General features: G+C 57.5%; 23 protein-coding genes and 1 tRNA gene. 15 read left to right on the top strand and 9 right to left on the bottom strand.

Going from position 1 to position 25,311, the window contains the following annotated elements; all coding sequences use genetic code 11:
• Positions 1–75 precede the first annotated feature (75 nt).
• Together PSH73_RS14455 and PSH73_RS14450 are read right to left on the bottom strand one after the other, a co-directional pair.
• Positions 76–357 (bottom strand): peptidylprolyl isomerase, encoded by a 282-nt coding sequence (locus PSH73_RS14455; RefSeq protein WP_128592944.1) that lies wholly within the window; start codon positions 355–357, stop codon positions 76–78.
• Positions 358–437: 80 nt separating this feature from the next.
• On the bottom strand, positions 438–1,508 hold the full coding sequence (locus PSH73_RS14450; RefSeq protein WP_057959258.1) for a 3-deoxy-7-phosphoheptulonate synthase: 1,071 nt from the start codon (positions 1,506–1,508) through the stop codon (positions 438–440).
• 621 nt (positions 1,509–2,129) lie between these two features.
• Between PSH73_RS14450 and PSH73_RS14445 the strand changes: the two genes are divergently transcribed.
• Together PSH73_RS14445 and PSH73_RS14440 are read left to right on the top strand one after the other, a co-directional pair.
• A complete protein-coding gene (locus tag PSH73_RS14445; RefSeq protein ID WP_220172287.1) occupies positions 2,130–2,879 on the top strand; it encodes a carbon-nitrogen hydrolase family protein in 750 nt (249 codons plus the stop codon).
• Positions 2,880–2,898: 19 nt separating this feature from the next.
• Positions 2,899–3,348 (top strand): GNAT family N-acetyltransferase, encoded by a 450-nt coding sequence (locus PSH73_RS14440; protein WP_120734439.1) that lies wholly within the window; start codon positions 2,899–2,901, stop codon positions 3,346–3,348.
• 36 nt (positions 3,349–3,384) lie between these two features.
• Here the strand turns inward: PSH73_RS14440 and PSH73_RS14435 are convergent, their stop codons facing one another.
• The gene (locus PSH73_RS14435; protein ID WP_057440874.1) at positions 3,385–3,624 is read right to left on the bottom strand and encodes a DNA-binding protein; all 240 of its coding nucleotides are present in this window, start codon (positions 3,622–3,624) and stop codon (positions 3,385–3,387) included.
• An 81-nt stretch (positions 3,625–3,705) separates the two neighbouring features.
• Here PSH73_RS14435 and PSH73_RS14430 point away from each other — a divergent pair, with 81 nt between their 5' ends.
• The 6 genes from PSH73_RS14430 to PSH73_RS14405 all read left to right on the top strand — a co-directional run bounded on the left by PSH73_RS14430 (position 3,706) and on the right by PSH73_RS14405 (position 10,795).
• Positions 3,706–4,071, top strand: a complete 366-nt coding sequence (locus tag PSH73_RS14430) for a helix-turn-helix domain-containing protein (protein WP_057959260.1) — start codon at positions 3,706–3,708, stop codon at positions 4,069–4,071.
• Positions 4,072–4,222: 151 nt separating this feature from the next.
• Positions 4,223–4,864, top strand: coding sequence for a UvrY/SirA/GacA family response regulator transcription factor (gene uvrY / locus PSH73_RS14425; protein ID WP_029293774.1), 642 nt, complete (start codon positions 4,223–4,225; stop codon positions 4,862–4,864).
• Between the two features lie 16 nt (positions 4,865–4,880).
• On the top strand, positions 4,881–6,704 hold the full coding sequence (uvrC, locus tag PSH73_RS14420; protein WP_305462718.1) for an excinuclease ABC subunit UvrC: 1,824 nt from the start codon (positions 4,881–4,883) through the stop codon (positions 6,702–6,704).
• A 32-nt stretch (positions 6,705–6,736) separates the two neighbouring features.
• Positions 6,737–7,297: a CDP-diacylglycerol--glycerol-3-phosphate 3-phosphatidyltransferase gene (gene pgsA / locus PSH73_RS14415; protein ID WP_057959261.1), complete on the top strand. Its 561-nt coding sequence runs from the start codon at positions 6,737–6,739 to the stop codon at positions 7,295–7,297.
• A 63-nt stretch (positions 7,298–7,360) separates the two neighbouring features.
• Positions 7,361–7,436: transfer RNA gene (locus PSH73_RS14410), tRNA-Gly, on the top strand.
• Positions 7,437–8,668: 1,232 nt separating this feature from the next.
• The gene (locus tag PSH73_RS14405) at positions 8,669–10,795 is read left to right on the top strand and encodes a TonB-dependent siderophore receptor (RefSeq protein WP_305460790.1); all 2,127 of its coding nucleotides are present in this window, start codon (positions 8,669–8,671) and stop codon (positions 10,793–10,795) included.
• A 238-nt stretch (positions 10,796–11,033) separates the two neighbouring features.
• Here PSH73_RS14405 and PSH73_RS14400 read toward each other — a convergent pair whose 3' ends face one another.
• The 4 genes from PSH73_RS14400 to PSH73_RS14385 form a co-directional block, all read right to left on the bottom strand.
• A complete protein-coding gene (locus PSH73_RS14400; protein ID WP_178118094.1) occupies positions 11,034–11,192 on the bottom strand; it encodes a YeeE/YedE family protein in 159 nt (52 codons plus the stop codon).
• Between the two features lie 76 nt (positions 11,193–11,268).
• Complete coding sequence (gene dctM / locus PSH73_RS14395) at positions 11,269–12,552, bottom strand: C4-dicarboxylate TRAP transporter large permease protein DctM (RefSeq protein WP_057959263.1); 1,284 nt, start codon at positions 12,550–12,552, stop codon at positions 11,269–11,271.
• On the bottom strand, positions 12,549–13,181 hold the full coding sequence (locus tag PSH73_RS14390) for a TRAP transporter small permease (protein WP_057959264.1): 633 nt from the start codon (positions 13,179–13,181) through the stop codon (positions 12,549–12,551). Before PSH73_RS14390 ends, dctM begins: the two co-directional genes overlap by 4 nt.
• 65 nt (positions 13,182–13,246) lie before the next feature.
• Entirely contained in the window at positions 13,247–14,242 is a 996-nt protein-coding gene (locus PSH73_RS14385) for a TRAP transporter substrate-binding protein (protein ID WP_057959265.1), read from the bottom strand.
• Positions 14,243–15,017: 775 nt separating this feature from the next.
• On the opposite strand from PSH73_RS14385, the gene PSH73_RS14380 reads away from it, so the two are divergent.
• Together PSH73_RS14380 and PSH73_RS14375 are read left to right on the top strand one after the other, a co-directional pair.
• Positions 15,018–16,898, top strand: coding sequence for a DUF294 nucleotidyltransferase-like domain-containing protein (locus tag PSH73_RS14380; protein WP_057959266.1), 1,881 nt, complete (start codon positions 15,018–15,020; stop codon positions 16,896–16,898).
• Positions 16,895–17,617 carry a 3'-5' exonuclease gene (locus PSH73_RS14375; protein WP_128592946.1) on the top strand — a complete coding sequence of 241 codons (723 nt, stop codon included), beginning with the start codon at positions 16,895–16,897 and terminating at the stop codon, positions 17,615–17,617. Before PSH73_RS14380 ends, PSH73_RS14375 begins: the two co-directional genes overlap by 4 nt.
• Before the next feature lie 226 nt (positions 17,618–17,843).
• Here the strand turns inward: PSH73_RS14375 and PSH73_RS14370 are convergent, their stop codons facing one another.
• Both PSH73_RS14370 and PSH73_RS14365 read right to left on the bottom strand, forming a co-directional pair.
• Positions 17,844–19,511 carry a BCCT family transporter gene (locus PSH73_RS14370; RefSeq protein WP_057959268.1) on the bottom strand — a complete coding sequence of 556 codons (1,668 nt, stop codon included), beginning with the start codon at positions 19,509–19,511 and terminating at the stop codon, positions 17,844–17,846.
• A 410-nt stretch (positions 19,512–19,921) separates the two neighbouring features.
• A complete protein-coding gene (locus tag PSH73_RS14365) occupies positions 19,922–20,839 on the bottom strand; it encodes a LysR family transcriptional regulator (RefSeq protein ID WP_057440882.1) in 918 nt (305 codons plus the stop codon).
• A 126-nt stretch (positions 20,840–20,965) separates the two neighbouring features.
• Here PSH73_RS14365 and PSH73_RS14360 point away from each other — a divergent pair, with 126 nt between their 5' ends.
• The 5 genes from PSH73_RS14360 to PSH73_RS14340 all read left to right on the top strand — a co-directional run bounded on the left by PSH73_RS14360 (position 20,966) and on the right by PSH73_RS14340 (position 25,289).
• Positions 20,966–21,724: a 5-oxoprolinase subunit PxpA gene (locus PSH73_RS14360; RefSeq protein ID WP_198817471.1), complete on the top strand. Its 759-nt coding sequence runs from the start codon at positions 20,966–20,968 to the stop codon at positions 21,722–21,724.
• Positions 21,725–21,819: 95 nt separating this feature from the next.
• Positions 21,820–22,065 carry an acetyl-CoA carboxylase gene (locus PSH73_RS14355; protein ID WP_120733393.1) on the top strand — a complete coding sequence of 82 codons (246 nt, stop codon included), beginning with the start codon at positions 21,820–21,822 and terminating at the stop codon, positions 22,063–22,065.
• Between the two features lie 10 nt (positions 22,066–22,075).
• Positions 22,076–23,449, top strand: coding sequence for an acetyl-CoA carboxylase biotin carboxylase subunit (locus PSH73_RS14350; protein ID WP_305460786.1), 1,374 nt, complete (start codon positions 22,076–22,078; stop codon positions 23,447–23,449).
• The gene (locus PSH73_RS14345; protein WP_057440888.1) at positions 23,446–24,318 is read left to right on the top strand and encodes an allophanate hydrolase subunit 1; all 873 of its coding nucleotides are present in this window, start codon (positions 23,446–23,448) and stop codon (positions 24,316–24,318) included. The genes PSH73_RS14350 and PSH73_RS14345 overlap by 4 nt, the downstream gene beginning before the upstream one ends.
• Positions 24,315–25,289 (top strand): biotin-dependent carboxyltransferase family protein, encoded by a 975-nt coding sequence (locus PSH73_RS14340; protein ID WP_057959271.1) that lies wholly within the window; start codon positions 24,315–24,317, stop codon positions 25,287–25,289. Before PSH73_RS14345 ends, PSH73_RS14340 begins: the two co-directional genes overlap by 4 nt.
• The last annotated feature ends 22 nt before the right edge of the window (positions 25,290–25,311 follow it).

Genomic DNA, 25,311 nt, shown 5'->3' with positions numbered 1-25,311 from the left:
CGCCAGTCACCTGGTGACCCCGCAAACACAACGGCCCACCAAAAGGCGGGCCGTTGAGTGCTGCGAAGACGTAGATCAGTCCTGGCGGCTGGTCACTTCCAGCAGGTGATAACCGAACTGGGTTTTCACTGGGCCTTGCACGGTATTGACCGGTGCGCTGAATACGACCGCGTCGAATTCCTTGACCATCTGGCCAGGACCGAACGAACCCAGGTTGCCGCCGTCGCGGCTCGATGGGCAGCTGGAGTTGGCTTTGGCGACTACTGCGAAATCAGCGCCGCCTTCGATCTGGACTTTCAGTTCGTTGCACTTGTCTTCGGTGGCAACCAGGATGTGACGGGCGGTGGCTTTGGCCATGGTGGGTAACTCCTTGAATAAAAAAGGTGAGCGTACCGGATTCAGGCGGTTATTTCCCGGCAAAGTTCCGCTGATTTACGTCAGGCTTGATCGCGCAGACGTGCGGCTGCTTCACGCAGCAACTGCTCAGTCCCGTCCCAACCCAGGCAGCCGTCGGTCACCGAGACGCCGTAGCGCATCGACGGGCTGAGGGGCTGGCAGCCTTCGAACAAATGACTCTCCAGCATCATGCCGATCAGCGAGGTGTCGCCCTGCAAGCGTTGCTCCAGCACGTCATTGAATACCGCCGGTTGGCGCATCGGGTCCTTGCCGCTGTTGGCGTGGCTGCAATCGACCATGATCCGCGTGGCCACTTTGCTTTTGGCCAGGTCGGTCTTGACTTGGGCCACGCTCTGGCGATCGTAGTTCGGGCCACGGTGGCCGCCGCGCAACACCAGGTGGGTGTCGGCGTTGCCCGGGGTCTGGATGATCGCCGGATGGCCCTGGCTGTCGACGCCGAAGTGGCGGTGCGGGTGGGCCGCCGAACGCATGGCGTCACAGGCGATGGCTACGCCGCCGTCGGTACCGTTCTTGAAGCCGACGGGCATGCCCAGGCCGCTGGCCATTTCCCGGTGGATCTGCGATTCGGTGGTGCGGGCGCCAATGGCCACCCAACTGAGCACATCGTCGAAGTAGCCGGCGGCCATCGGTTGCAACAGTTCGGTGGCGACCGGCAGGCCCAGGCGCAGCATTTCGCGCATCAGTTCCCGCGACAGCGTGAGGCCGGCGGCCATGTCATCGCTGCCATCCAGGTGCGGGTCGTAGGCCAGGCCTTTCCAGCCGATGGTGGTGCGCGGTTTTTCGACGTAGGCGCGGATCACCAGCAGCATCTGGTCACTGACGTCATTGGCCAGCTTCTTCAGATTGCGCGCGTATTCCATGGCGGATTCGGGATCATGGATCGAGCAGGGGCCGACGATGACGAGCAGGCGGGAGTCTTGACCATTGAGAATCGCGCGGATGGCCTGGCGATGAGCGTTGACTTGCTCGGTCAGGAACGGGCTCAGGGGCAATTGGTGCTTGAGCTCAAGGGCGCTGGGCAAACGCTGGGTCAGCGCTTCATTGGCGCTGGACAGGGTGGTAACGGGCAGTGCGGCGATAGAGGAGTTCATGATTTCTGCTTCCTGGGCAAGCGGCGGGCTGTTCCCGCGCGCTCTGCCCTACTGGGGTGTTCGACAATTGGCCGTATTGGCTGCGTGTGTTGGCTTGCCACCAATAGGTGACCGATCGGAGGCGGCAGGCTGTCCCGAACGGAGCTTGCTAAATCGCCAGGCGGTGCAGGTGTCGTAACGGTAATAAGTGGTGAAGTTCATGGTGTGATTTCCTTTAAGTTCGGTGTGTAGCAAAAATTGTTCAGGGCTGGAAAAACAAAACCCCCGGTCGGGGAGCCGACCGGGGGTTAGATTTCTCTGGCAGGCGACCCCTTGAGTAGTGGGCGCCGATTTCAGGTATCAGGCGCGCCAGTGGCTAAACCAATACCCAAAATAAAAGCTGACCAGTGCGCTCAAACCGTTCACGCGGGTAGCCACGACCGAACGCTGGGCGTTGGCAGTAGGGCAGGCCTGGGTGAGGGTGAGTGGCAACATGGTGTTTCTCCAAATGATGGGGTGGAGCTTAACTGAGGGATGCCGCTGGATTCAATCAGTAATTTCTATCGCGATGAGCGACTTAGCGCTATGGCGCAAGTCCCGATATGCTGGATGGATAGTCCCAATGATTGCCAGGATGCGAGCATGACCGCTTTGATTATTGCCAGTGCCCAGACCTGTTCCATTGCTGGCGACCTGGCGGCCAATATCCAGCGTCACCTGGCGTTGATGGTTGCGGCCGCCGAGCACGGCGTACAACTGCTGGTGTTTGCGGAGTTGTCCCTGACCGGTTACGAGCCCGCGCTGGCGCGGGAGCTGGCGATTGCGCCGGACGATACGGTGCTTGCGCCCCTGCGAGAGCTGGCGCGTGAGCTGCAGATGACGGTGGTGGTGGGTATGCCGATTCGCTTGGCGTCGAGCAGCGGGGTGCTGATTGGTGCGCTGGTGTTGGCGGCGGATGGCTCATTGGCGGTGTACAGCAAGCAGCATCTGCACCCCGGTGAAGACGCGGCATTTGTGCCGGGCTCGGGTGGCAAGGCGTTGGTGTGGGGCGAGGACCGGATTGCCCTGGCGGTTTGCGCTGACTTTTCCCACGCCAGCCATCCGCGTGATGCGGCGGCGCTTGGGGCTACAGTCTATGCAGCGGGTGTATTGATCAGCGAGGGCGGTTACGCCGCAGATAGTGCGTTGCTTCAGGGGTACGCCAGCGAACACTCGATGGTGGTGCTGATGGCCAATCATGGCGGGCCGTCCGGTGGCTGGGTGTGTGCCGGGCGCAGCGCAATCTGGGGGCCTGATGGCGAGTTGATTGCGGCTGCGCCGGGGGTGGGCGACGCCTTGGTAATAGCCCGCAGGGAGGCCGGCAACTGGAGTGGTTGGCAGGTCATGCTGTAACGCAATGGAGTACGCCGCGATGGCATTCACCCTCAAGGCCGCATCGGATCAGCACTTGGCCTTTGCACGCAGCCTGACGCATCAGGCGATGGGCCATTACTATCGGCAGTACGATCTGACATGGTCCGACAAAGGCTTCGACACCGCCTGGGCCGGGCGGGAAAACTGGTTGATTTGCCAAGAGGACAGGCTGGTGGGGTTCGTCAGTCTGAGCCGCGATGACAACGCGCTGTATATTCGCGAGCTGCACATACTCGAGGATTTTCGCCGCCAGGGCGCTGGCAGTTGGGTGCTGGAGCAGATGTTCGCCAAGGCTCGGGCCGAAAGCCGGGGTTATTTGCGATTGACGGTGTTCAAGACCAATCCGGCAAAAAGGCTGTATCAGCGTCGGGGCCTGAGTATTGTCGGTGAGGAGGGCTGTTTCTGGCGGATGGAGTCTGTTTGTCTGTCAGCGCAGTCGTCCCGGTAAACCTCGCGCTCAACTTGAATCGGTGCATACTGCTCTTTAGGAGCCGATCTCCTGATCATTGCACAGGCTTTGCGCCTCGTTAAGGATGATCCCCTCTTTCATGCCCAGAAGGACCGCCACCTTATGGGCTTCTCCACGCCGCCCCTTTTTGCGCCCAGCGAGCACTTGATAGGTGGTCGCCGGGTCCACGCCATGTTCCCTGGCGAATGCCTGAACCGACTTGCCTTGATGTTCCAGCCAGGCTTTGGCTTGTGCAGCAGTACGGATTCCGGGCATAGTTCAAAACCGTTCAAGTTTGTGTAAAACGAGATGACATCGTCACCTCTTGGGGTGTGCCATAAAGGATATTACATCCAAATGAGTGGAATAGGTTCGCGCTTAAGGCAAGAAAGAGAGCGACTGGGCTTGTCGCAAAAGGTTTTTGGTGAAATAGGAGGTGTGGAGGCAAACGCACAGGGAAAATACGAAAGCGGTGGGCGCGCGCCGAAGGCCGATTACCTATCCCGCGTGGCAGAGAAGGGTGTCGATATTCTGTTTGTTTTGACAGGTAGCCCGACGCCCATCCACTTGGACAACCTGAGCCAGATCGAAGAAAAGGTCTTGGGTAACTACCGTGCGATGTTTAAAGAGGACCAGGATGCAATCCGCAGACTGACCAGCACCTTGGCAGAGCATTCCTCAGCGGCGAGTGGAAAACCCCGGTCGATCCTCAAGGAATCCTGACCTTTTGCCCAGGAAACACCCCCGCCTGCCGCTCGGCAGGCGTTCGTAGTGTATTGAAACTCTATATATATGACGCGTTCAGCTAGGTCTGTGCCTTGGTTTTTTGCTAAGGTGCTCAGCAACCTATAAGACCATTTCGCGAGGTGTCTGCTTGATTAGGGTGCTAGTAGTCGATGACCATGATCTCGTTCGTACAGGCATTACACGAATGCTGGCTGACATCGATGGCCTGCAAGTAGTCGGTCAGGCCGAGTCGGGGGAGGAATCCCTGATCAAAGCGCGTGAATTGAAACCCGATGTGGTCTTGATGGACGTCAAGATGCCGGGGATTGGTGGTCTTGGTGCGACCTGCAAACTGTTGCGCAGTCATCCGGACATCAAGGTCGTGGTTGTTACGGTCTGCGAAGAAGACCCTTTTCCTACCCGGCTTCTGCAGGCTGGCGCAGCAGGTTATCTGACAAAAGGCGCGGGGCTCGCGGAAATGGTCCAGGCTATCCGCCTGGTATTTGCCGGCCAGCGCTACATCAGTCCGCAGATTGCCCAGCAATTGGCGATCAAGTCCTTTCAGCCGGTCAGCGACTCGCCGTTTGATGCCTTGTCCGAGCGCGAGATTCAGATCGCCCTGATGATCGTCGGCTGCCAGAAGGTCCAGTCGATTTCCGACAAGCTTTGCCTGTCGCCGAAAACCGTGAACACCTACCGTTATCGAATTTTCGAGAAGCTATCAATCAGCAGTGATGTTGAACTGACCTTGCTGGCGGTTCGCCACGGCATGGTGGACGCCAGCGCCTGAAATGCAAGCCTCTGAAATAAACACCGTGTTTGATCCGAGTGCATTTCTTGCGACCTGCAGCGGCCGGCCAGGCGTGTATCGCATGTTCGACAGCGAGGCGCGCCTGCTGTACGTGGGCAAGGCCAAGAACCTCAAGAAGCGCCTGGCCAGCTACTTCCGCAAAACCGGCCTGGCGCCGAAGACGGCCGCCCTCGTGGGGCGTATCGCCCAGGTCGAAACCACCATCACGGCCAACGAAACCGAGGCGCTGCTGCTTGAGCAGACGCTGATCAAGGAATGGCGGCCGCCCTACAATATTCTGCTGCGTGACGATAAGTCCTACCCGTATGTGTTTCTGTCGGACGGTGACTTTCCGCGCCTGAGCATCCATCGCGGGGCGAAGAAGCACAAGGGTAAGTATTTTGGCCCTTACCCCAGCGCGGGGGCGATCCGCGAGAGCCTGAGCCTGCTGCAAAAGACCTTCTTCGTGCGCCAGTGCGAAGACAGCTTCTACAAGAACCGCACCCGCCCGTGCCTGCAATACCAGATCAAGCGTTGCAAGGCGCCCTGCGTCGGGCTGGTCGAGCCTCAGGAATATGCCGAAGACGTACGTCACTCGGTGATGTTCCTCGAAGGGCGCAGCAACGCCCTGGCCGGCGAACTGTCCGGCGCCATGGAGCAGGCAGCCAGTGTCCTGGACTTCGAGCGGGCCGCCGAACTGCGTGACCAGGTGTCCCTGTTGCGACGGGTGCAGGACCAGCAGAGCATGGAAGGCGGTACCGGTGATGTCGACGTGATTGCGGCCTTCGTCAATCCGGGCGGGGCTTGTGTGCACCTGATCAGCGTGCGTGGCGGCCGGGTGCTGGGCAGCAAGAACTTCTTTCCCCAGACCGGGATCGAGGAGGAAGTGGCCGAGGTCATGGCCGCGTTTCTCGGCCAGTACTACGTCAGCAGTCCCGAGCGCGACTTGCCGGGTGAACTGATCGTCAACGTGGTTCACGAAGACTTCCCCGCATTGATTGACGCCATTCACGCCCTGCGCGGCCGCGAGCTGGACATCAGCCACCGCGTGCGCGGCACCCGTGCGCGCTGGCAGCAACTGGCGGTGACCAACGCCGAACAGGCCCTGAGCGCGCGCCTGGCCAACCGCCAGCACGTTGCCGCACGCTTTGAAGCGCTGGCCGACGTGCTCAAGCTTGACGAGCCACCGCAACGCCTGGAGTGCTACGACATCAGCCATTCCAGCGGCGAGGCGACCGTGGCGTCCTGCGTGGTCTTTGGTCCGGAAGGGCCGATCAAGTCCGATTATCGACGCTATAACATCGAAGGCGTCACCCCAGGCGATGACTATGCGGCCATGCACCAGGCCCTGACCCGGCGCTTCAGCAAATTGAAGGACGGCGAGGGCAAGCTGCCGGATATCCTGCTGGTGGACGGCGGCAAGGGCCAGTTATCCATGGCCCGTGACGTGCTCAACGAGCTGGCGGTGCCCGACCTGATCCTGCTCGGCGTGGCCAAGGGCACGACGCGCAAGGCCGGTTTCGAAACGTTGTACTTGAATGATGCCGCCCATGAGTTCACTTTGAAGGGCGATTCACCGGCATTGCACCTGATTCAGCAGATTCGCGACGAAGCCCACCGTTTTGCCATTACCGGTCACCGCGCCCGACGTGGTAAAACCCGGCGTACCTCCACCCTGGAAGGGGTGGCGGGGGTAGGGCCGAAGCGGCGACGCGAACTGTTGAAACATTTTGGTGGATTGCAGGAATTGTCCCGTGCCAGCATTGAAGAAATAGCCAAAGCCCCCGGAATCAGTAAAAAGCTCGCTGAGTTGATTTATGCAAACCTACACAGCGAGTAGAATGCCTTCTCACCTCGTAGCCAGTTGTGCCGATGAATATCCCTAATCTGATCACCGTTCTACGCGTTCTGCTCATACCGATTTTCATTTTGCTGTTTTACCTGCCTTATGATTGGAGCTACATGGCCTCCAGTTCGGTCTTTGCCTTTGCGGCCGCGACCGACTGGCTGGACGGCTACCTGGCACGACGCCTGGAGCAAAGCACGCCGTTTGGCGCGTTCCTCGACCCCGTGGCCGACAAGCTGATGGTTGCGGTGGCGCTGGTGCTGCTCGTGCAGGAGCACGGCAACCTGTGGCTGACCCTGCCGGCGGCCGTGATCATCGGTCGCGAGATCGTCGTCTCGGCCTTGCGTGAATGGATGGCCGAAATCGGCGCACGCGCCCACGTGGCCGTGTCAAACATGGGCAAATGGAAAACCGCTGCGCAGATGCTGGCGCTGGTCATCCTGCTGGCCAACCCGTCGAGCTTCACCTTCTGGGTGCTGCTGGGTTATGCCTTGCTACTGATCGCCGCCGGCCTGACCCTGTGGTCCATGCTGCAATACCTGCGCGCCGCCTGGCCCCATCTGCGCACGACCGTGGAAAAGAAATAAAACTTTTTTGAATCAAGGGGTTGACGGGTGGTGAGGATTCTATAGAATGCGCATCACCAAGACGCGGGAATAGCTCAGTTGGTAGAGCACGACCTTGCCAAGGTCGGGGTCGCGAGTTCGAGTCTCGTTTCCCGCTCCAAACATAGCACTGCAGAGTTACACTGAATTCTGCAAGTGATTGAAATAAGGACCTTCGGGTCCTTTTTTCGTTGTGGCGCGAACCACTGAAATCCAGCTCCATCCAGTGCGTTAAGTCCCGAATGAGGATCTTGGATTTGGATGTGCACTGAATCGGTTTTTTGCTGGAGCAGCTTGGATAGCGAGACGAGCATCTGGCCCTGACTCTGTTCAGGAGTTCGCTATGGCACTCTCGGATACGACCGTTCGGCAAGCCCGAATCACTGGCAATGACTGCACGATACTTCACTGGTTCTGCAGGCCGTCAGGATGGTAAACGGAGGGCTTTAGCGCTGAGCGCTTCTGCTTTTTCGAGGGTCTTCATGAAGGCGGGAAGCTCTGTCCATGCCAATGCTGCATGGTGCTTCACTGCACGTACTTCGGCGCGAGGAGGCAGCAGTTTGTCCCCATCGAGCAGGATTCTCACCTTCGCGCAGCCCCACGGCTTTGACCGCATCTACAACCCGTTCGATGCGGTTGCGCACACGGCTAGCGGTTTCGGGTATCACTGTCCAAATCGGCTTAAGAATTTTCAGTACGTGTTGAGTGCCAATTTCCTGCGTTGGAAGTTTGCCTATTTCTGCGAACGCATAGGGTGTCCTGCCATTGCTGTGCATGCTTGGTATTTTTCCAGCCTGGTTTGTGATCGACGATGTAGCCGAGTGCGACCTCTTTGAAAGTGGTTGCTTTCGCCTTGGCGGCATCCTGCGCTAAACGCTCAGCCTCTTTTTAGAGCCGTCGCCTTTCCAGTTCTTCATTCCGATGGGCAAGCGGATCGACGGCAGACTTGCCTCGGGGTGCCTGCCCAGTCCCATATCTCGACTCTTACCAGCCAATTTGTACCGAAAAACCCAGCTGGCGGCTGCCACCCGTTTTCGTTCCTGTCCATTCAGGCGAGGTTGTGCTCATACGCACTGTTACTTTGAGCATACAGAGCAAAATCACCCTGCTCTGCGAGTCTCTGCTTGATTTTGGTGGTAATCCTGCTGGTGGGCCTTTCTCTTTATCAGAGCAGTGTCAAACGCTGCTCCTACTTACAAGTCGTTTTTTCTGGTTTTTCGGCCGATACAAAGCAGGTATTCGATAGTTGGTAAATGAGAATCCCTGTTAAATGTGAACGATTGGTATATTGTGTGCTGCAAATTTTTTGGCAGGTTTACTTTCCATTCGGCTTATCCATTAGGTCTAACTTCCATGCGTCGTACCTTGATTTCCCTTTGCGTGCTTCAGGCGTTTTCTCCTTTTGTCTGTACGCAGGTTGCCGCTTCCGAAAATGCCAGCCTTGAGCTGCAAGCCATCAATGTCACGGGCGAAATAGACGCTGAGACGGCTCAAGGGCCGGTCAAAGGGTATCGCGCTACACGTTCTGCAAGTGCGACACGCACCGATACCGCTATCCATGAGACACCTCAGTCCATCAGCGTGGTGCCCAAAGACGTGGTAGAGGATATTGGTGCAACCCGCTTGCAGGAGGCCTTGGACTATGCCGGTGGCGTCGGCCGGGCGAACAACTTCGGTGGGCAAGGGCTTACCAGTTTCACCGTGCGGGGCTTTACAACCGCAGAGTTCTACCGCAACGGTTTTCCGATTAACCGGGGCTATCCAAGCATGCCGGACGCCAACAGCATTGAGCGTCTCGAAGTGCTTCGCGGGCCAGCGACCATGCTTTATGGCCGGGGCGATCCCGGCGGTACCTTCAACGTGGTCTCCAAGCAGCCTTTACCTGAGCGTACGGTCACATTGGGTAGCCAGTTGGACGATCAGGGTATGAAACGTGGCACCCTTGATGCTTCAGGCCCGCTGGATGAGCAAGGGCGTCTGGCTTATCGCCTGAACCTGGTGGGTGAGGGAGGAGACACCTTTCGCGACCATGTATCCACCGAGCGCTATGGGGTGACGCCTGTCCTGAGCTGGCAGGTCACGGACGACACCAAGGTGATTTTCGAAGGCGACTTCATGCGCAACAACCAGCCGCTTGACCGAGGCCTGACCCGCTTCGCCAACCAGCACGGTACGCCGTCCCGCGACACCTTCTGGGGTGAAAGATACGCCGGCAATCTGCACAACGATAACAACATGGCTCAGCTGCGTTTCGAGCATATGCTCAACGACAACTGGACCCTGGGCGGTGGTTTCCAGTGGCTGGACGGGACTATGAAGGGTAATGCTGTTGAGGCTAACGGTGCCAACAGCTTGAATGCCGATGGTCGAACACTCCAGCGCAACTTCAACTACCGCAAGCTGGACTGGACCGATAAAGACTATCAACTGAACCTGACTGGGCACTTTTCTACGGGTGGCCTTGATCACACGTTGCTGACTGGCGTCGAGTACGAAGATTACGACTACAAGTCGATCATTCGACGCTCCAGCGGCGATTTTCCAATTGACATCTTCAACCCGGTCTATGGCCAGCCACGTCCGGCGCTGACTCGTACGCCGACCCACGACAAAGAAAACCTCAAGACTTACGCAGCTTTCGTACAGGATCAAGTGGCTCTGACCGAGCGTTTAAAGGTGCTCGCTGGTGCGCGCTTTGAGCGCTTCGAGCACGAGTACGAATCCTACGTGCCCGGCGTAAAAAACTGGAACTCTGCTGACAACGCCGTCACCCCGCGCGTCGGCGTGATGTATGACCTCACTGACACTGTCGCGATCTACGCGAATGCCGCGCGCTCGTTCAAGCCCAACGCGGGTGCCAGCCGCCAAGGCGGCGGGTTTGAGCCGGAGAAGGGCAAGTCTTACGAGATGGGCGTGAAGTGGGAAGCGCTTGACCAGCAGCTGAGCGTCGACGCGGCGATCTACCAGATCGACAAGAGAAATGTCCAGGGGGACGACCCCGTTGACTCAGCCTTCAAAGTCGCTACAGGCCAGGTACGCAGTCGCGGCTTCGATTTGAATATAGCCGGCAACCTGACGCCCGAGTGGCGGGTGATCGGCGGCTATGCCTATGTGGATGCTGCAGTGACCAAAGACACTACAGTACGTACCGGGACGCGCTTGGCGAACATTCCGCGCAACAGCTTCAGCCTGCTCAATGTGTATGAATTCCAGGATGGCGCGCTGAAAGGGTTGGGCCTCGGCGGGGGAGGTAAATACGTGGCCGAGCGTGCCGGCCAGACCGCCAACAACACGTTCTCGATGGGGGCTTACACGGTCGTAGACTTGCTTGGCTACTACAAGGTCAACGAAAAGGTCAGGCTCAATCTCGACATAAAGAACCTGTTCAATCGTGAGTACGAAGAAGGTTCATTCCTGAATTTCTACGCCTACCCGGGTGAGCCACGTACGGTGCAAGTGGGGATTTCTTACACCCTTTAGCCAAATCAGAACGCTGCTCGCTGGGGCATTATCGAAAATCTCAAGTCCACCTTTGCTCAGGTGGGCTTACACCTATCGATGAAAGCGCTTTGCGCAATGGTCTGCCCCGCGTGCCTTGGCCTCTCGCATTGAACCGCAATCAGCGAAAAACGAAAAAAGAGAATCTCTGTCGGTCCCTATGCGCTGTTTAATGTAAGGAATAGGGCTTGTGTGGCCTCCTTATACCAATACGAAATCATCAACAGCCCCAGCACAAATGTAGCTCGCCGGCGACATCCCCGGGCACCGGGCGTAGCAGACCGCCGACGATGCCGCTGATGCCGGCGATACGTCCATTGAACAGTATCAACAGCACGGCGCCCGTACCGATCAATAAGCCACCGCCCCATGCACTCATCGGTGTGGCTCATATCGATCATAGCGATTTCCTTTTAGGGACCTCGCGGAGGATGCCTGGTTGGGGAGGGCGGGCATTAATTCATGCCCAGCCAGTTGGGCAGTGCCAGTGCAATCCAGGGTACATAGGTAATCAGCACCAGGAACAGCAGCAACAGCACCAGCCAGGGCATGGCTGCCTTGATGGTGGCAGGCACTGACATGCCGGTCACCGCGGACGTCACGAACAAGTTCAGACCGACCGGGGGTGTGATCAAGCCGATCTCCAGATTGACCACCATGATGATCCCAAGGTGAATCGGGTCGATACCCAGCTTTATGGCAATTGGAAAAAGGATCGGCGCCAGGATCAGGATAATGGCCGAGGGCTCCATAAAGGCGCCAGCCACCAACAAGACAATGTTCACCACCAGCAGGAAGGTCACCGGTGTCAGCCCCGCCTCGATCACCCAGGCCGTGATTTGTTGGGGTAACTGCTCGGTGGTTAATACATGAGCAAAGAGCATGGCGTTGGCAATGATGAACATCAGCATGATGCTCAACTTGGCGGCGTCCAGCAGCACTTTAGGGGTCTCGCGAAACGTCAGATCCTTATAGACGAACAAGGCGATGAACGCTGAATACACGGCAGCAACGGCGGCGGCTTCCGTCGGCGTGAACATCCCGGTGTAAATGCCACCCAGGATGATCAGCATCAACAGCAATCCCCAGATGGCTTTACGCGCAGCACTCAGAAACTCACGCAGGGTTGCACGTGGCAGGGCCGGTAAGTTTTTCTTAACGGCGACGATGTAGATCGCCACCATCAGCGTTATCCCCAGCAACAGGCCTGGTATGACGCCGGCCATGAACAGCTTGCCAACGGATGTCTCGGTGGCGGCGGCATAAACCACCATCACAATTGAGGGTGGTATCAGGATACCCAGTGTGCCCGCGTTACAGACGATTCCCGCGCCGAATGCCTGCGGGTAGCCAGAGCGCACCATGCCGGCAATGGCGATCGAACCTACCGCCGCAACCGTCGCGGGGCTGGAGCCGGAAAGGGCTGCAAACAGCATGCAGGCCAATACGGCGGCGATGGCCAGCCCCCCACGAATATGGCCGACGCAGGCGTTGGCAAAGTCGATCAGTCGGCGTGCGACGCCGCCGGTGGTCATGAAGGCGCCTGCAAGCAAGAAAAACGGAATCGCCAGCAGGGTGTAGTGCTCCGACGTTTCAAACAACTTTATTGCAAGGGAACGTACTGAGTCTGGGCTGAAAAATACAAGGGTCAGCGAGCCCGCCAAGCCCAAGGAAATGGCAATGGGCACACCAATGAACATCAATGCGAAGAGTGCCGTGAACAGGAAGGCAATGGTCATGGTTTATTGTCCTCGTGCTCGGTCAGTTTCATCACGTCAGCGGCTTCATCGGCCAGGCCGAGACCGGTTTGGCGGTGCAGCAGGATGCGCACGAAAATTTCAGCGAAACGGATGAAAACCAATGCAAAACCCACGGGGACAATCAGCCCTATGTGCCACTGCATGATCCCGAAATGGCCAAGGTCCTCGGCGCCTATTCCCGCCGACATCAAGGTATGAATCCACTCGAAGCTGGCCGTACTGAACAGGCCGGCATAGAGCAGGCAGCAAAGACAGGCCAAGATTCCAATGAGCCGCTGGACGGGTTTACTCGCCAGCTTTACCAGCGCGTCAACGCCAATATGCCCGGCGGTGCGCACGCCATAGGACAGGCCGAAGAAGATCAGCCAGCCGAACAGCGCCTTGGTGAGTGCGGTGCTCCAGGTCATGGCTTGAGCCATGCTCATGACGCCATCACCCATGGCAAACAATACGTTACTGGCGCCTTCCCAGTTGTCGGCAAGACGGTAGAAAAGCGTATAGAGATTGTTGAGAATGACATAGACGAACGTTACCAATGTCATGGCGGCCAGAAGGAAGACAATGAAGCCTTCCTCGAAGTGTTCCCAGATGCGCCGAAAGGCCTGCATGGATGGCATCTCCCGTATCGTAATGACTGGCAGGTGCTACCACGTCGGTAACACCTGCCTCCCGGTCATTGAGCCGTGTTGGCGGCTTGCGCAGCGGTGATCAGCTCAGGGCCAATATCAGCTTCGAATTTTTTCCAGACGGGTTTCATCGCGGCTCGCCATTGCTCGCGTTGCTCAGGAGTCAAGGTAATGATTTCGGTGGTTTTGGCGGCAATGATGCTTTGCTTGGCGTCCTGATTGAGCTGTTCGGCCTCTTTGTTAACTTGCGCGGTAACCTGCACGATGATCTTGTCCAGTTCACTGCGAATATCCGGCGGCAGACCGTCCCAGAACTTGGTGTTAGTGATCAGCATGTAGTCCAGCACACCATGGTTGGATTCGGTGATGTATTTCTGTACCTCATGCATTTTCTGGCTGTAGATGTTCGAGTAAGGGTTTTCTGCACCGTTGACTACACCGGTCTGCAAACCCTGATACACCTCGGCAAAGCTCATTTTGCGCGGGTTGGCGCGCAAGGCCTTGAACTGCTCCTCAAGCACGGCGGAAGCCTGCACCCGAAACTTCAGGCCTCGGGCATCCCCAGGAACACGCAGCGGTTTGTTGGCCGACAACTGCTTCATCCCATTGTGCCAATAGGCCAGGCCGGTGATGTTTTTACTCTCCATGGACTTAAGCAGTCCCTGGCCCTGCGGGCTCATCTGGAAGCGGTCAACTGCAGCGATGTCATCAAACAGAAAGGGCAGGTCGTACAGCTGGAGGGTCTTTGTGTATTGTTCGAACTTGGCCAATGACGGCGCAATTAACTGCACATCCCCCAACAACAGGGCTTCCATCTCTTTGCCATCACCAAACAACGATGAGTTGGAATAAACCTCGACCTTGACCTTACCGGGTAAGCGTTCCTCTACCAGCTTCTTGAACATCAGTGCGCCCTGGCCCTTGGGCGTATGGTCGGCGACGACGTGTGAGAACTTGATGATGACTGGATCAGCTGCCATGACTGCACTCATGCTCCCTAGAGCAAGCGTGCAGGCGAGTGCCTTACAGATGGATTTGAACATTTTGGGGGAATCCTCTTATTTTTGTATTTTTTGGCCAACGCTCTGACGCGCATTCGGTTATACGGCCAAGACTCCAGTCTAGGCAAAAACATCACTTGGTGCAGGAGCGCAAGCGTGGCAATGGAAAGCGCCACTGAGCAGTTTCCGAATCTTCTGCCCCTGTGCGACACCCGCGGTGTCAGATTGGGCCAGGTCCTGGGGGGCGGCCTCCTAGTATTCGCCCAGTTATACCGCCCGATATTGCTTCTAGGTAGTTTCCGAGACTATTCAATAGCCTGCACAGGTCGCTAACTTGGGGGTATGCCGTACTGGAGTAGAGCGCACTTTTAGACAGGCGTTGCCCGGCCGCTAAACTTGCGTGTCTCGCACCGTGTTCAGGGTCCCGAAAAATAAGGTTACTGAATATGTCGGAGACGCCTACCCCCAATAGAACCCTTTATCCGCTCTGAAGGCCTCATCCTGGCAGGTGGCGCAGCGGTCGCGCAATCGCTCATCTCCTGCGCAATCATCGCCGGCAGGATGCCCATAAATATTTGTAACTTATGTGCTTTGGCGACAGCACCTGCGCTATGCATTCAGCGAATGCCGCTCCTGCCGGTATTGCCAATATGACGGCCAGCCGTTGCGCAGCAGTTATTGCAACTCTTGGCGTAGATTAGACGTGGCGCTTGATCCTTGTATCGGGATGTGATGTGGTGGGCCACACAGAAAGACGACTGTCCTTTGTCATTTGGGGCGCTCGCAACTTTAGTTCTTTTGAGCATTTCGAGGTTTCATGCAAATCGAGTTACAGGAGATTAGCGACCACCTCTATCGTTTCGCTCCATTTGATACGCTACCAAAGGAAACGGTAGACGCCATCGCCCGGCGGGTAGAAGTGAGTTATTTCAAGGCCGGCAGTGACATCCTTGAAGCGGGCGCAATCATTCATGACTTGCACTATGTCCGTAGCGGTGCGGTGGAGATTTACCGGCGCAATGGCGAACTCTATAACCGACTTGTCGAAGGCGACCTCTTCGGTCAGGCCGGTTTGTTGCGCAGTAACAAGGTGCGTTTTCCCGCCAGAGCCTTGGAAGATAGCCTGATCTATTACATACCCGCCAATATCTTCGCTGAACTGTGCGCACAGCATGATGCTTTCGCCGACTTCGTTGAAGCTGAGGGGCACTCCAGGCTCAAGACTGCCGTAGAGGCGCAGGGGCGGGCGAGTGAGCTTATTCAGCTCAAATGCCGAGGCCTTATCTCTCGGCCCTTGGTGTGGGTCACGTCGGATACCTGTGTCGGCGACGCGGCAAAAATCATGACAGAGCAAAGTGTTTCTTGCGTTCTGGTGATGTCATCAGCGGGCTTGCAGGCGGCTGAAATCCAAGGGATTGTGACCGATCGGGACCTTCGCACACGCGTTGTCGCTGAAGGCCGAAACGCTGACGAAACGTCTGCCCGAGACATCATGACGGCCGAGCCGGTAGCGATAGGCGCAGACGACTCAGTGTTTGAAGCGATGCTGGTGATGTTGCGCCGTAATATTCACCATCTGCCGGTGGTCCATCTTGGCCATCCGATCGGGCTGATCAACCTGTCGGATATCATCCGCTACGAGTCACACAGCAGTTTGTACCTGGTAAACAGAATCTCTAACCAGACGTCGGTCGACGGTTTGAAATCGCTTTTGCGTGACCTGCGCGGAACCTACATCCGCATGGTGCGTGATGGCGCGACGGCGCACATGATTGGCAGCGCGATTTCTGGTATTGGCCGAGCCTTTACCCAACGTTTGCTGGAGCTCGCAGAGAAAAAGCTGGGGCCGCCTCCGGTGCCTTACTGCTTTATGGTGCTGGGCTCCATGGCACGTGATGAGCAGCTATTGGTGACGGACCAGGACAACGCCCTGGTGCTCGACGACCGCTTCGATCCGATCCAGCACGATGCATACTTCCGCGCGTTGGCGACGTTTGTGAGTGATGGCCTGGCCGCGTGCGGTTACAGCTATTGCAAAGGCGGGATCATGGCGACGAACGATCAGTGGCGTCAGCCGCTGAAGGTATGGCGAAGTTATTTTGATCAGTGGATCGAAAAGCCTAATCCGACGACGTTGCTCAATAGTTGTATTTTTTTCGATCTGGATGGTGTGTTTGGCGAACTCGAGCTTGTTCAGGAACTTAAGGTTCTGTGTGCTCGAAAATCCAGCGCACATCCTGTTTTTCTAAGTGCCATGGCTCGAATTGCCCTTAACCGGACACCGCCATTGGGCTTTTTCCGGACGTTTGTGGTTGAGACAGATGGGCAGCATAAACGGATTATCAACCTCAAGGGGCGAGGCACTGCACCGCTGACTGATCTGATCCGTATCCACGCGCTCGCGTGTGGCAGTACCGCGCAGAATTCATTTGATCGCATGGATGCCATCGCGAACAGCAACGTCATTCCGCCTGAAGCATTAAAGCAACTCCGATACGCGCTGGAGTTCCTGTCGATGGTGCGAATTCGACATCAGGTTGACGCACTGGAGCAGGGAGCTGCGCTTAATAATTACATTGAGCCTGAGCGCTTTTCCAATAGTGAGCGGCATAACCTCAAAGAGGCGTTTCAAGTCTTGAGTAATGGCCAGAATTTCTTGCGCTTCCGTTATCCCTCCAAGGGTCGCCTGTCCTCATGAACCACGTGAAAGCGCAGCCCAATCATAAAATGCTGGAGTGGTCCGCGCGGTTTGAGACGCTGGCAGGCGAGGCCGTTAACAGCCGCTTGCGACAGTTCTATCAAGCCGGCGCGGTCTCGGCACAGGCATCCATTGAAAGCGTGCAATTGCTGGCCTTGGACGTAGAAACCACCGGCCTTGATGCACAGGCTGACAGTATTGTGAGCATCGGCGTCATGCCGTTCACGCTGCAGCGCATTTATTGTGGGAGTTCGCTTTATTGGGTGATAAAGCCAGCGTCCGAGCTGAAGGAAAAGTCAGTGACGTTTCATCACATAACCCATGCTGAAATTTCAGATGCTCCTACCTTTGAGCAGGTGCTGGCGCCATTGCTGGAGGCCATGGCAGGTAAGGTGATGGTCGTCCATTATCGGAATATTGAGCGGGCCTTTCTGGATCAGGCAGTGCGTAGCCATTTAGGGGAGGGGTTTGAGTTTCCGGTCATCGATACGATGCAGTTAGAAGCTCGTCTACACCGGCGAAAACGCGGGTGGTTCGCCCGACTTATGGGGCGCTCACAACCGTCCATAAGGCTGGCGGATAGCCGAGCGCGCCTTGGCCTTCCGGCTTATCACGCTCACCATGCATTAACCGATGCCCTGGCGACGGCAGAACTGTTGCAGGCGCAAGTAGCGACTCATTACTCAACGTCCACGCCTGTTGGCGAGTTATGGAACTGAGTCGCCGCTTGAAAGTGAAACGCTTGCGGCTGTCTGACGGACCTTCCTGAGGCCTCCGCTTGGACCGATGGATCTCGCTTTGAGATGCATTCGGGTGTTGGGCCTGCCGTCATTATCCGCCTTGAGCAAATGGGCATTGACTCGCTAGCGGTACTCAGGGTGACGCCATCTGCGCAGACGATGGCGTCACGGGGGGGGCTGCGCGCTGACAGCGGCAGCCTATTTGCTAGCGAGGCTCAGACATCAGTCCTTTCACGAGGGATATGCACCCCAGCATTAATACGATTGCGAAAGGCAACCCTGTAGACACTGCCATTGCCTGCAATGCCACGAGACCGCCGCCCAGCAGGAGAGCAATAGCAATCACGCCCTCGATCACTGCCCAGAACACACGTTGAGGCACCGGCGCATCCACCTTGCCGCCGGCGGTGATTGTGTCGATTACCAAGGAGCCTGAGTCCGAGGAGGTAATAAAGAACACAATGACCAGAACGATGCCCAGGAATGAGGTGATCTCTTTAAGCGGCAACTCCCCCAGCATGGCAAACAACTTCAGTTCCAGCACAGCGTCCTTGACGCCCATCAGGCCCTGTAAGGTCGTTTGGTCAATGGCCGTTCCACCGAACGTTGTCATCCACAGCACAGACACCACTGAGGGGACGAGCAAGACCGAAATCAGAAACTCTCTGACCGTTCGACCACGACTGACGCGGGCGATAAACATCCCTACAAATGGCGACCAACTGATCCACCACGCCCAGTAGAAGGCCGTCCAGCCTTGGGTGAATTGAGTGTCAGTGCGGCCGAATGGATTTGACAGCGCCGGCAGGTATTCAACATACGTCACCAGGTTACTGAAGAACCCGGTGAAGATGGCCAGGGTCGGCCCCACTACGATGATAAATACCAGTAAGAGAAACGCGAGTCCCATATTGATCTGGGAAAGCATTTTGACGCCCTTGTCCAAACCGGAAAGGACTGACCACAGCGCGATCAAGGTGATGCCAACGATCAGGACAACTTTGCTGAGATTTGTCGATTGTATCCCGAAGAGATATTCAATCCCCGCAGCAGCCTGTTCTGCGCCAATGCCCAGAGAGGTCGCCAACCCAAATAGTGTGGCGAATACCGCGAGAATATCGATGAGATGCCCCGGCCATCCCCAAACGCGCTCACCCAGTAACGGATAGAAAATTGAGCGTATCGACAGCGGTAAGCCCTTGTTGTAAGAAAACAATGCCAGGGACAACGCCACAATTGCATAGATCGCCCAGGGATGAAGTCCCCAGTGAAAGATCGTAGCGGCCATGGCCAAGTCGGCGGATGCTTTCATATCGCCCGCTGCACCGCCCAACGGTGCCCAGTCCGTACGCACTCCGCTCGCATCGACGGTCACGCCTCCCATGGATGCCGCGTAATGCGACATGGGTTCGGCTACGCCATAAAACATCAACCCAATGCCCATGCCCGCGGCAAACAGCATTGAAAACCATCCGACGTAGGAGTGGTCTGGTTTGGCATCTCTGCCGCCCAAACGCACCTTTCCCAGCGGGGAGAAAATCAGCGCAATGCACAGCACCACAAAAACATTCGCAATGCTCATGAAGAGCCAGGCGAGGTGGCTGGTTAACCAGTTCCGGATGGCGCTGAAGAGGGGCTCTACTTCATTTTGCAGTGCCAATGTCAAAATCACGAACAGTAAAATTGTGGCAGCTGAAATGATGAATACTTTGCCGTGGATATCGAGCGAGAATGAAAACTCTCCCTTGATATTGTCTTGACCGATGACGTAGTCAGTGTCGATCAGATTGGCAGCCCCACTAGGCGCAGGAATACCGTCCTCACTGGGGACGTTTGGGGTGTTCGGTCGATCGTCCGTAGGCTTTTCAACCATAAGAATCTCCTTGTTGTTGGCACGTCTTAACGTGTAGTTGTGATTATCCCCGCTGTTCCTATGGTAAAACGAGATGTAAGCGCGTTTATCCTAACAAGCTTTGAGAATAAAACCGGCAAAACTTGCCTATTGCACAGCCCTTCGATCGAATAGTTCACAACCACATGACTTGATTTTGGGCTTCAATCTGTTCGATTGAGTGCAATGAACAGGTTTGCGCGGGCCAGATTAATGCCCCATCAGCTTATGTATCCCGTCCGGTTTGGCGTGAGCGCCAAAGCGTTCCACGATCGTGAAAGTTGCCCGCTTCATACCGATGAGGTTTACGTGAAGTCCTTCGCGACGCCGCTTCAGTACGGGGAGCCCACCGTGCGTGGCTCCCGGTCATCCTTGATTAAAATCGCAAGCTTTCAGCGTCGTGCGAAATGCTGTTGGGGCGTTAGAAATGTGTGGTGGAAATAATTTCGAAATGCGTGCATCGCCGAGCTGAATTCACGTTCGCGATGCCACGCCAGGCCGACGCTCATGGGGGTCACCTGATCGGAGATGGTCAGGGTTTCAATGCGCTTTCCTTCCAGCGACCAAGGGCGGTGTACCAGGTCTGAGAGGATCGCAACGCCGTTACCATTGGCTACCATGCTGCGCACCGCCTCGACGGAACTGGTGCGCACTTTGACGTCCGGCTGAAAGTTTGCGAGTTCCCAGTAACGCATTGCACTTTGTTCGGCTTCGTCGACGGTCAGGAGAATGTAGGGCTCTTGCGCCACATCGGCGAGGCTCACGGCCGAGCGCTCGCAAAGGGCATGGCCGCTGGGCAGCCATAGCCGGCGCTCGGAGTTGAAGAGCGTCTCCGAGACGATGTCCGGGTGGGTCAGGTTCGCGGTGAGCACCACTGCCATGTCGAATCGACCTTCCAACAGACCCTGCTCGATGGCCGTGCGTTCTTGTTCGTGCACTTCGATGGCCACGTCCGGATGCCAATGCTCAAGCCGTTGCAGGTGGTGCGGCAAGAAGTAACCGATCACCGTGTAGCTTGCCGCCAAGCGCAATACACCACTGGCGCGGATGTCCGGCAACGGGCTGTTCAAAGCATCATCGACGCTGCGCAAAATCACGTAGGCCCGATTCAAAAAGTGCCGCCCGGCGTCGGTCAGACTCATGCCCTGGGCCGAGCGCTGGAACAACAGTGTACCGAGGATGCCTTCCAGCTCCTTGATCGCCGTGGTCACGGCCGATTGGGAAATATTTAACTGAATCGCCGCTTGAGAAATTTGCCCGATCTCGGCGGTGGCGACGAAATAGCGAATCTGGCGCAGGGTCAGTGACATAGGCTCTCCTGGTGAGCGCGTATCTGTTTTTCAGAAGACAGCCTATCTGATAATAGATCTTCCCAAGGGGGAGAGGAGGAATCTAACGTGGCCTGCAAGAAGTCACAAGCGTTGGGAGCAAGCGTCATGCAGGCAGTAGATTTCAACTCGGACATGGGCGAAGGGTTTGGCCCTTGGACCATCGGCGATGGCGTCGACAATGAGCTGATGGGCTTTATCAGTTCGGCCAACATCGCCACCGGTTTTCATGCTGGCGACCCCAGTACCATGCGACGTACCGTCGAGCATGCCAAGCGTTTGGGTGTGGCTATCGGCGCGCATCCGGGGTTTCGCGACCTGGTTGGTTTTGGCCGTCGGCACATCAATGCGCCGGCCCAGGAACTGGTCGATGACATGCTCTATCAGTTAGGCGCCTTGCGTGAGCTAGCCAGGGTTCAGGGCGTAGCCTTGCAACACATCAAGCCCCACGGCGCGCTCTACATGCACCTGGCCCGGGACGAAGAGGCTGCGCTTTTGCTGGTGGAGAACCTCCAGCGTCTGGAGCCGGAGTTGCTGCTGTATTGCATGCCCGGTTCCGTGATCTGGCGGATTGCCACGGACCTTGGCCAACCGGTGATTCGCGAGTTCTACGCCGACCGCGAATACGACCTCAGCGGCTCCATCGTCTTCACCCGCAACGTGCGGGCTTACGACCCGATCCAGGTCGCCGAGCGAGTGCTGCGTGCTTGCCAACTGGGCGTGGTGCGCACCGTCGAGGGCGAGGACCTGGTGATTGAATTCGATTCCATCTGTTTGCACAGCGATACGCCGGGCGCCCTGGCGTTGGTCGAAGCAACGCGTCGTGCCCTCGATGACGCGTGTATAGAGGTCCGATCACCGCGCTGAGACCGAATAAAAATACTTGGCACACACACGTCTGGGTTTGCCCACCCAGGTACTTTTTTGCCTGCCTTTCTACAACTATTCCAAGAGGAACAGACATGGCCAAACACAGTGTAATCACCCCGTTGCCGGGGACCTTCTACCGCAAAGCGACTCCGGAATCGGCGAACTACGTCGAAGTGGGCGCTCAGGTCAGCGCCGATACGGTGATTGGCCTGATTGAGGTCATGAAGCAGTTCTCCGAACTGACCGCCGGGACGGCTGGTCGTCTCAGCGCATTCCTGGTAGAAGACGGTGATCCGGTGGAGCCGGGTCAAGTCATCGCAACACTCGACGTCGAGTGAGGGCGCGATCATGACCCAAGGTATTCATAAATTACTGATCGCCAACCGTGGCGAGATCGCGGTGCGGATTATTCGTGCCGCCAAGGCGCTCGGGATTCCCACCGTGGCGGCGTGCAGCGAGGCGGACGTCGACTCCCTGGCGGCGCGCATGGCCGATGAAGTGCACATTCTCGGCCCGGCCCGTGCTGACAAAAGTTACCTGAACGTAGAAGCCTTGCTCGGTGCCTTGAAATCCACGGGCGCCAACGCAGTGCATCCCGGTTATGGCTTTCTGTCAGAGAACGCCGATTTCGCTGAAGCAGTCGTGTCTGCCGGTGCCATTTTCGTCGGCCCGAGCGCGGAGACGATCCGGCGCATGGGCGATAAAGCTGAGGCTCGGCGCACGGCGCAAGCCGCTGGCGTACCGGTGGTGCCGGGTTCGCCGGGTGAACTGTTCGACGTTGAATCGGCGCTCAAGGCTGCCGAATCCGTTGGTTTCCCGCTGCTGATCAAAGCTTCGGCCGGTGGCGGCGGGCGCGGTATTCGGCTGGCGGAAAATGCCGAGCAATTGAGTGAAGAGTTCCCCCGTTCCCAGCGCGAAGCCCAAGCGGCGTTTGGCAATGGAGCGGTGTACCTGGAGCGGTTTATCAGTAGGGCCCGGCATATTGAAGTGCAGGTACTGGGCGACGGTCATCACGCCGTGCATTTGTTCGAGCGCGAATGCTCGTTGCAACGGCGCCGGCAGAAAATCTTTGAGGAGGCGCCGTCGCCAGCCCTCAGCCAGCAGCAACGAGAGACCCTCTGCGAAAGCGCCGTGCGTCTGACCGAATCTTTGGGCTACAAGGGCGCCGGTACTCTGGAGTACCTGTATGACGACGCCACTGGGGAGTTCTTCTTTATCGAGATGAACACGCGGATTCAAGTGGAGCACCCGGTCAGTGAACTGATCACCGGCATCGATTTGGTCCAGGCCATGTTACGCATCGCAGGCGGCGAGCCGCTCGGCTTCAAGCAGAGCGACATCCGACTCAACGGCGCGGCCTTGCAAATGCGCCTGAACGCCGAAGACCCGGCGCGGGATTTCTTCCCGAGTCCAGGCCTGGTCGAGGAGCTGATCTGGCCGAACGGCGAGGGCATTCGCGTCGATACGCATCTGTATCCAGGCTATCGCGTGCCGCCGTACTACGACTCGCTGCTGGCCAAACTGATTGTTCACGGCGCGGATCGCGCTGAAGCCCTAGGCCGAGCGCGAGTCGCGGTGGCAAACACCACGCTTACCGGCATGGCCAACACCTTGGCGTTGCACGGCGAATTGCTGGAACAACCCTGGTTGCACAACGCCGACTTTCACACGGGCACGCTGGAAACCTGGTTGGCCGAGCGCGGCAATGGAGGCGAATCATGAGTACTCCCGTCCGCTACAGCTTTGGCGCTGATGAACATTTGTTTGCCGAAGTCAGTGACAGCATGTCCTTGGACGCCTTCTTCAAAGGACTGGCCATCACCCGCGCCGTGGAACGGTTGGCTCTGGATGGTGTGCTCGATATCTGCCTGGCTAACGCATCATTCCAGATTCGTTTCGACCCGGATCGCATCGCCCCTCACACCTTGCTCGAAGCGGTACAAATCGCCGAGACCGGGGCCGTCGCGGAGCGCACGTTGCAGACGCGGATCATCGAGATCCCCGTGCTCTACAACGATCCCTGGACCCACGAAACCCTGATGCGTTTTCGCGACCGCCATCAAGACCCGAGCGCCACGGACCTGGAATACGCCGCACGCATCAACGGCCTGGCCGACGTCGATGCATTCATCGCGGCCCACAGTGGCGCACCGTGGTTTGTCTCGATGGTGGGCTTCGTTGCCGGGTTGCCGTTCATGTTCCAGATGGTTGAGCGTGAGCGCCAGTTGCAAGTGCCTAAATACCTGCGCCCACGCACCGACACGCCAAAATTGACCCTTGGCCACGGCGGTTGCTTTGGATGCATTTACTCAGTGCGCGGCGCCGGCGGCTATCAGATGTTTGGCGTTACGCCCGCGCCGATCTACGACCCGCAACAGAACCTTGCGTACCTGAAAGAACACATGGTGTTTTTCCGTCCAGGCGACATTGTGCAGTTCAAACCGATGGACCGCGAAGCCTACGACCACGCGGTCGCCGAAGTGGAAGCCGGTTGCTTCGAGCTGCGGATTCGACCAGTCGAGTTTTCGCTGGACGCGTTCCTTGCCGATCCTGTCGGCTATCCCAAGTCGCTGCAGGAGGTATTGGCATGATTAAGGTCCTCAAACCCGGCCTCGCCACTTCTGTGCAGGACCTAGGCCGCGAAGGGTATTACCACTTGGGCATTCCGCCGTCCGGCGCGCTTGATCAATACGCCTTGAGCGTGGCCAATCAATTGGTCGGCAACCCCGCAGGAGCGGCGGCGCTGGAGTGCACCTTGCTGGGCCCTGAGTTGGAGTTTCAGCAGGATGCACTGGTGGCGGTCAGTGGCGCGCACATGACGCCACGGGTCGATGGCGTGGAAATGCACCACGACACCGCGTTCACGGTGAAGGCCGGGCAAGTGCTGCGCTTTGACTTTCCCAAGGCCGGTGCCCGCACTTATGTGGCGGTGGCCGGCGGCATTGATGTACCGGTGGTGCTCGGCAGTCGATCCACCTACGCGCTCGGTGCGCTCGGCGGTTTTCAAGGGCGACGGCTGAATGCGGGGGACGAATTGCCGGTCGGTATCGCCAGTGGCAAGGGGCTCGCCGGGGCCAGTTTGCCCATGGCGTTACGGCAAGCATTGGGGGGCGAAATCACCCTGCGGGTAGTGCCCGGTTTGTACTACCACCGTTTGACCGAATCGGCGGCGCAGAGCTTTTTCGCCGAACCGTGGACGGTCGGTTCGGAAGCGGACCGCATCGGCTATCGCTTCAAGGGTGGCAGCGCGCTGAGCTTTCAGCCCCGCGAGCAGCCATTCGGCGCCGGTTCCGATCCGTCGAACATCGTCGACAGTTGCTACCCGATCGGCTCGATCCAGGTGCCCGCCGGGCTTGAACCCATTGTGTTGCACCGTGATGCGGTGTCCGGTGGCGGCTACGCGATGATTGGCACAGTGATTAGCGCCGACCTCGATTTGATCGGCCAGATGCAACCCAACCAGAAAGCCCGCTTTGTTGCGGTGACCCTCGAAGAGGCGCTGGAGGCACGACGATCCTATAAGAAAAAACTCAGCTGCCTGAACAAGCTGTTCCCTTCCTGATCCTGCCCGCCGCATAGCGCGG

The sequence above is a fragment of the Pseudomonas sp. FP2294 genome, from assembly GCF_030687625.1.
Lineage (GTDB): Bacteria > Pseudomonadota > Gammaproteobacteria > Pseudomonadales > Pseudomonadaceae > Aquipseudomonas > Aquipseudomonas shahriarae.
The sequence above is the reverse complement of the archived record's forward strand: the minus strand, read 5'-3'. Positions and strand labels throughout refer to the sequence as shown.

What these genes read in the sequence shown, in the direction of transcription:
- PSH73_RS14380 (WP_057959266.1), top strand. Translation starts at nt 15,018, where the DNA reads ATGCAAATCGAGTTACAGGAGATTAGCGACCACCTCTATCGTTTCGCT.
- PSH73_RS14340 (WP_057959271.1), top strand. Translation starts at nt 24,315, where the DNA reads ATGATTAAGGTCCTCAAACCCGGCCTCGCCACTTCTGTGCAGGACCTA.
- PSH73_RS14385 (WP_057959265.1), bottom strand. Translation starts at nt 14,242, where the DNA reads ATGTTCAAATCCATCTGTAAGGCACTCGCCTGCACGCTTGCTCTAGGG.
- PSH73_RS14445 (WP_220172287.1), top strand. Translation starts at nt 2,130, where the DNA reads ATGACCGCTTTGATTATTGCCAGTGCCCAGACCTGTTCCATTGCTGGC.
- PSH73_RS14375 (WP_128592946.1), top strand. Translation starts at nt 16,895, where the DNA reads ATGAACCACGTGAAAGCGCAGCCCAATCATAAAATGCTGGAGTGGTCC.
- PSH73_RS14345 (WP_057440888.1), top strand. Translation starts at nt 23,446, where the DNA reads ATGAGTACTCCCGTCCGCTACAGCTTTGGCGCTGATGAACATTTGTTT.
- PSH73_RS14350 (WP_305460786.1), top strand. Translation starts at nt 22,076, where the DNA reads ATGACCCAAGGTATTCATAAATTACTGATCGCCAACCGTGGCGAGATC.
- PSH73_RS14440 (WP_120734439.1), top strand. Translation starts at nt 2,899, where the DNA reads ATGGCATTCACCCTCAAGGCCGCATCGGATCAGCACTTGGCCTTTGCA.
- PSH73_RS14455 (WP_128592944.1), bottom strand. Translation starts at nt 357, where the DNA reads ATGGCCAAAGCCACCGCCCGTCACATCCTGGTTGCCACCGAAGACAAG.
- PSH73_RS14365 (WP_057440882.1), bottom strand. Translation starts at nt 20,839, where the DNA reads ATGTCACTGACCCTGCGCCAGATTCGCTATTTCGTCGCCACCGCCGAG.
- pgsA (WP_057959261.1), top strand. Translation starts at nt 6,737, where the DNA reads ATGAATATCCCTAATCTGATCACCGTTCTACGCGTTCTGCTCATACCG.
- PSH73_RS14435 (WP_057440874.1), bottom strand. Translation starts at nt 3,624, where the DNA reads ATGCCCGGAATCCGTACTGCTGCACAAGCCAAAGCCTGGCTGGAACAT.
- PSH73_RS14430 (WP_057959260.1), top strand. Translation starts at nt 3,706, where the DNA reads ATGAGTGGAATAGGTTCGCGCTTAAGGCAAGAAAGAGAGCGACTGGGC.
- PSH73_RS14450 (WP_057959258.1), bottom strand. Translation starts at nt 1,508, where the DNA reads ATGAACTCCTCTATCGCCGCACTGCCCGTTACCACCCTGTCCAGCGCC.
- dctM (WP_057959263.1), bottom strand. Translation starts at nt 12,552, where the DNA reads ATGACCATTGCCTTCCTGTTCACGGCACTCTTCGCATTGATGTTCATT.
- PSH73_RS14355 (WP_120733393.1), top strand. Translation starts at nt 21,820, where the DNA reads ATGGCCAAACACAGTGTAATCACCCCGTTGCCGGGGACCTTCTACCGC.
- PSH73_RS14370 (WP_057959268.1), bottom strand. Translation starts at nt 19,511, where the DNA reads ATGGTTGAAAAGCCTACGGACGATCGACCGAACACCCCAAACGTCCCC.
- PSH73_RS14400 (WP_178118094.1), bottom strand. Translation starts at nt 11,192, where the DNA reads ATGAGTGCATGGGGCGGTGGCTTATTGATCGGTACGGGCGCCGTGCTG.
- PSH73_RS14390 (WP_057959264.1), bottom strand. Translation starts at nt 13,181, where the DNA reads ATGCAGGCCTTTCGGCGCATCTGGGAACACTTCGAGGAAGGCTTCATT.
- PSH73_RS14360 (WP_198817471.1), top strand. Translation starts at nt 20,966, where the DNA reads ATGCAGGCAGTAGATTTCAACTCGGACATGGGCGAAGGGTTTGGCCCT.
- PSH73_RS14405 (WP_305460790.1), top strand. Translation starts at nt 8,669, where the DNA reads ATGCGTCGTACCTTGATTTCCCTTTGCGTGCTTCAGGCGTTTTCTCCT.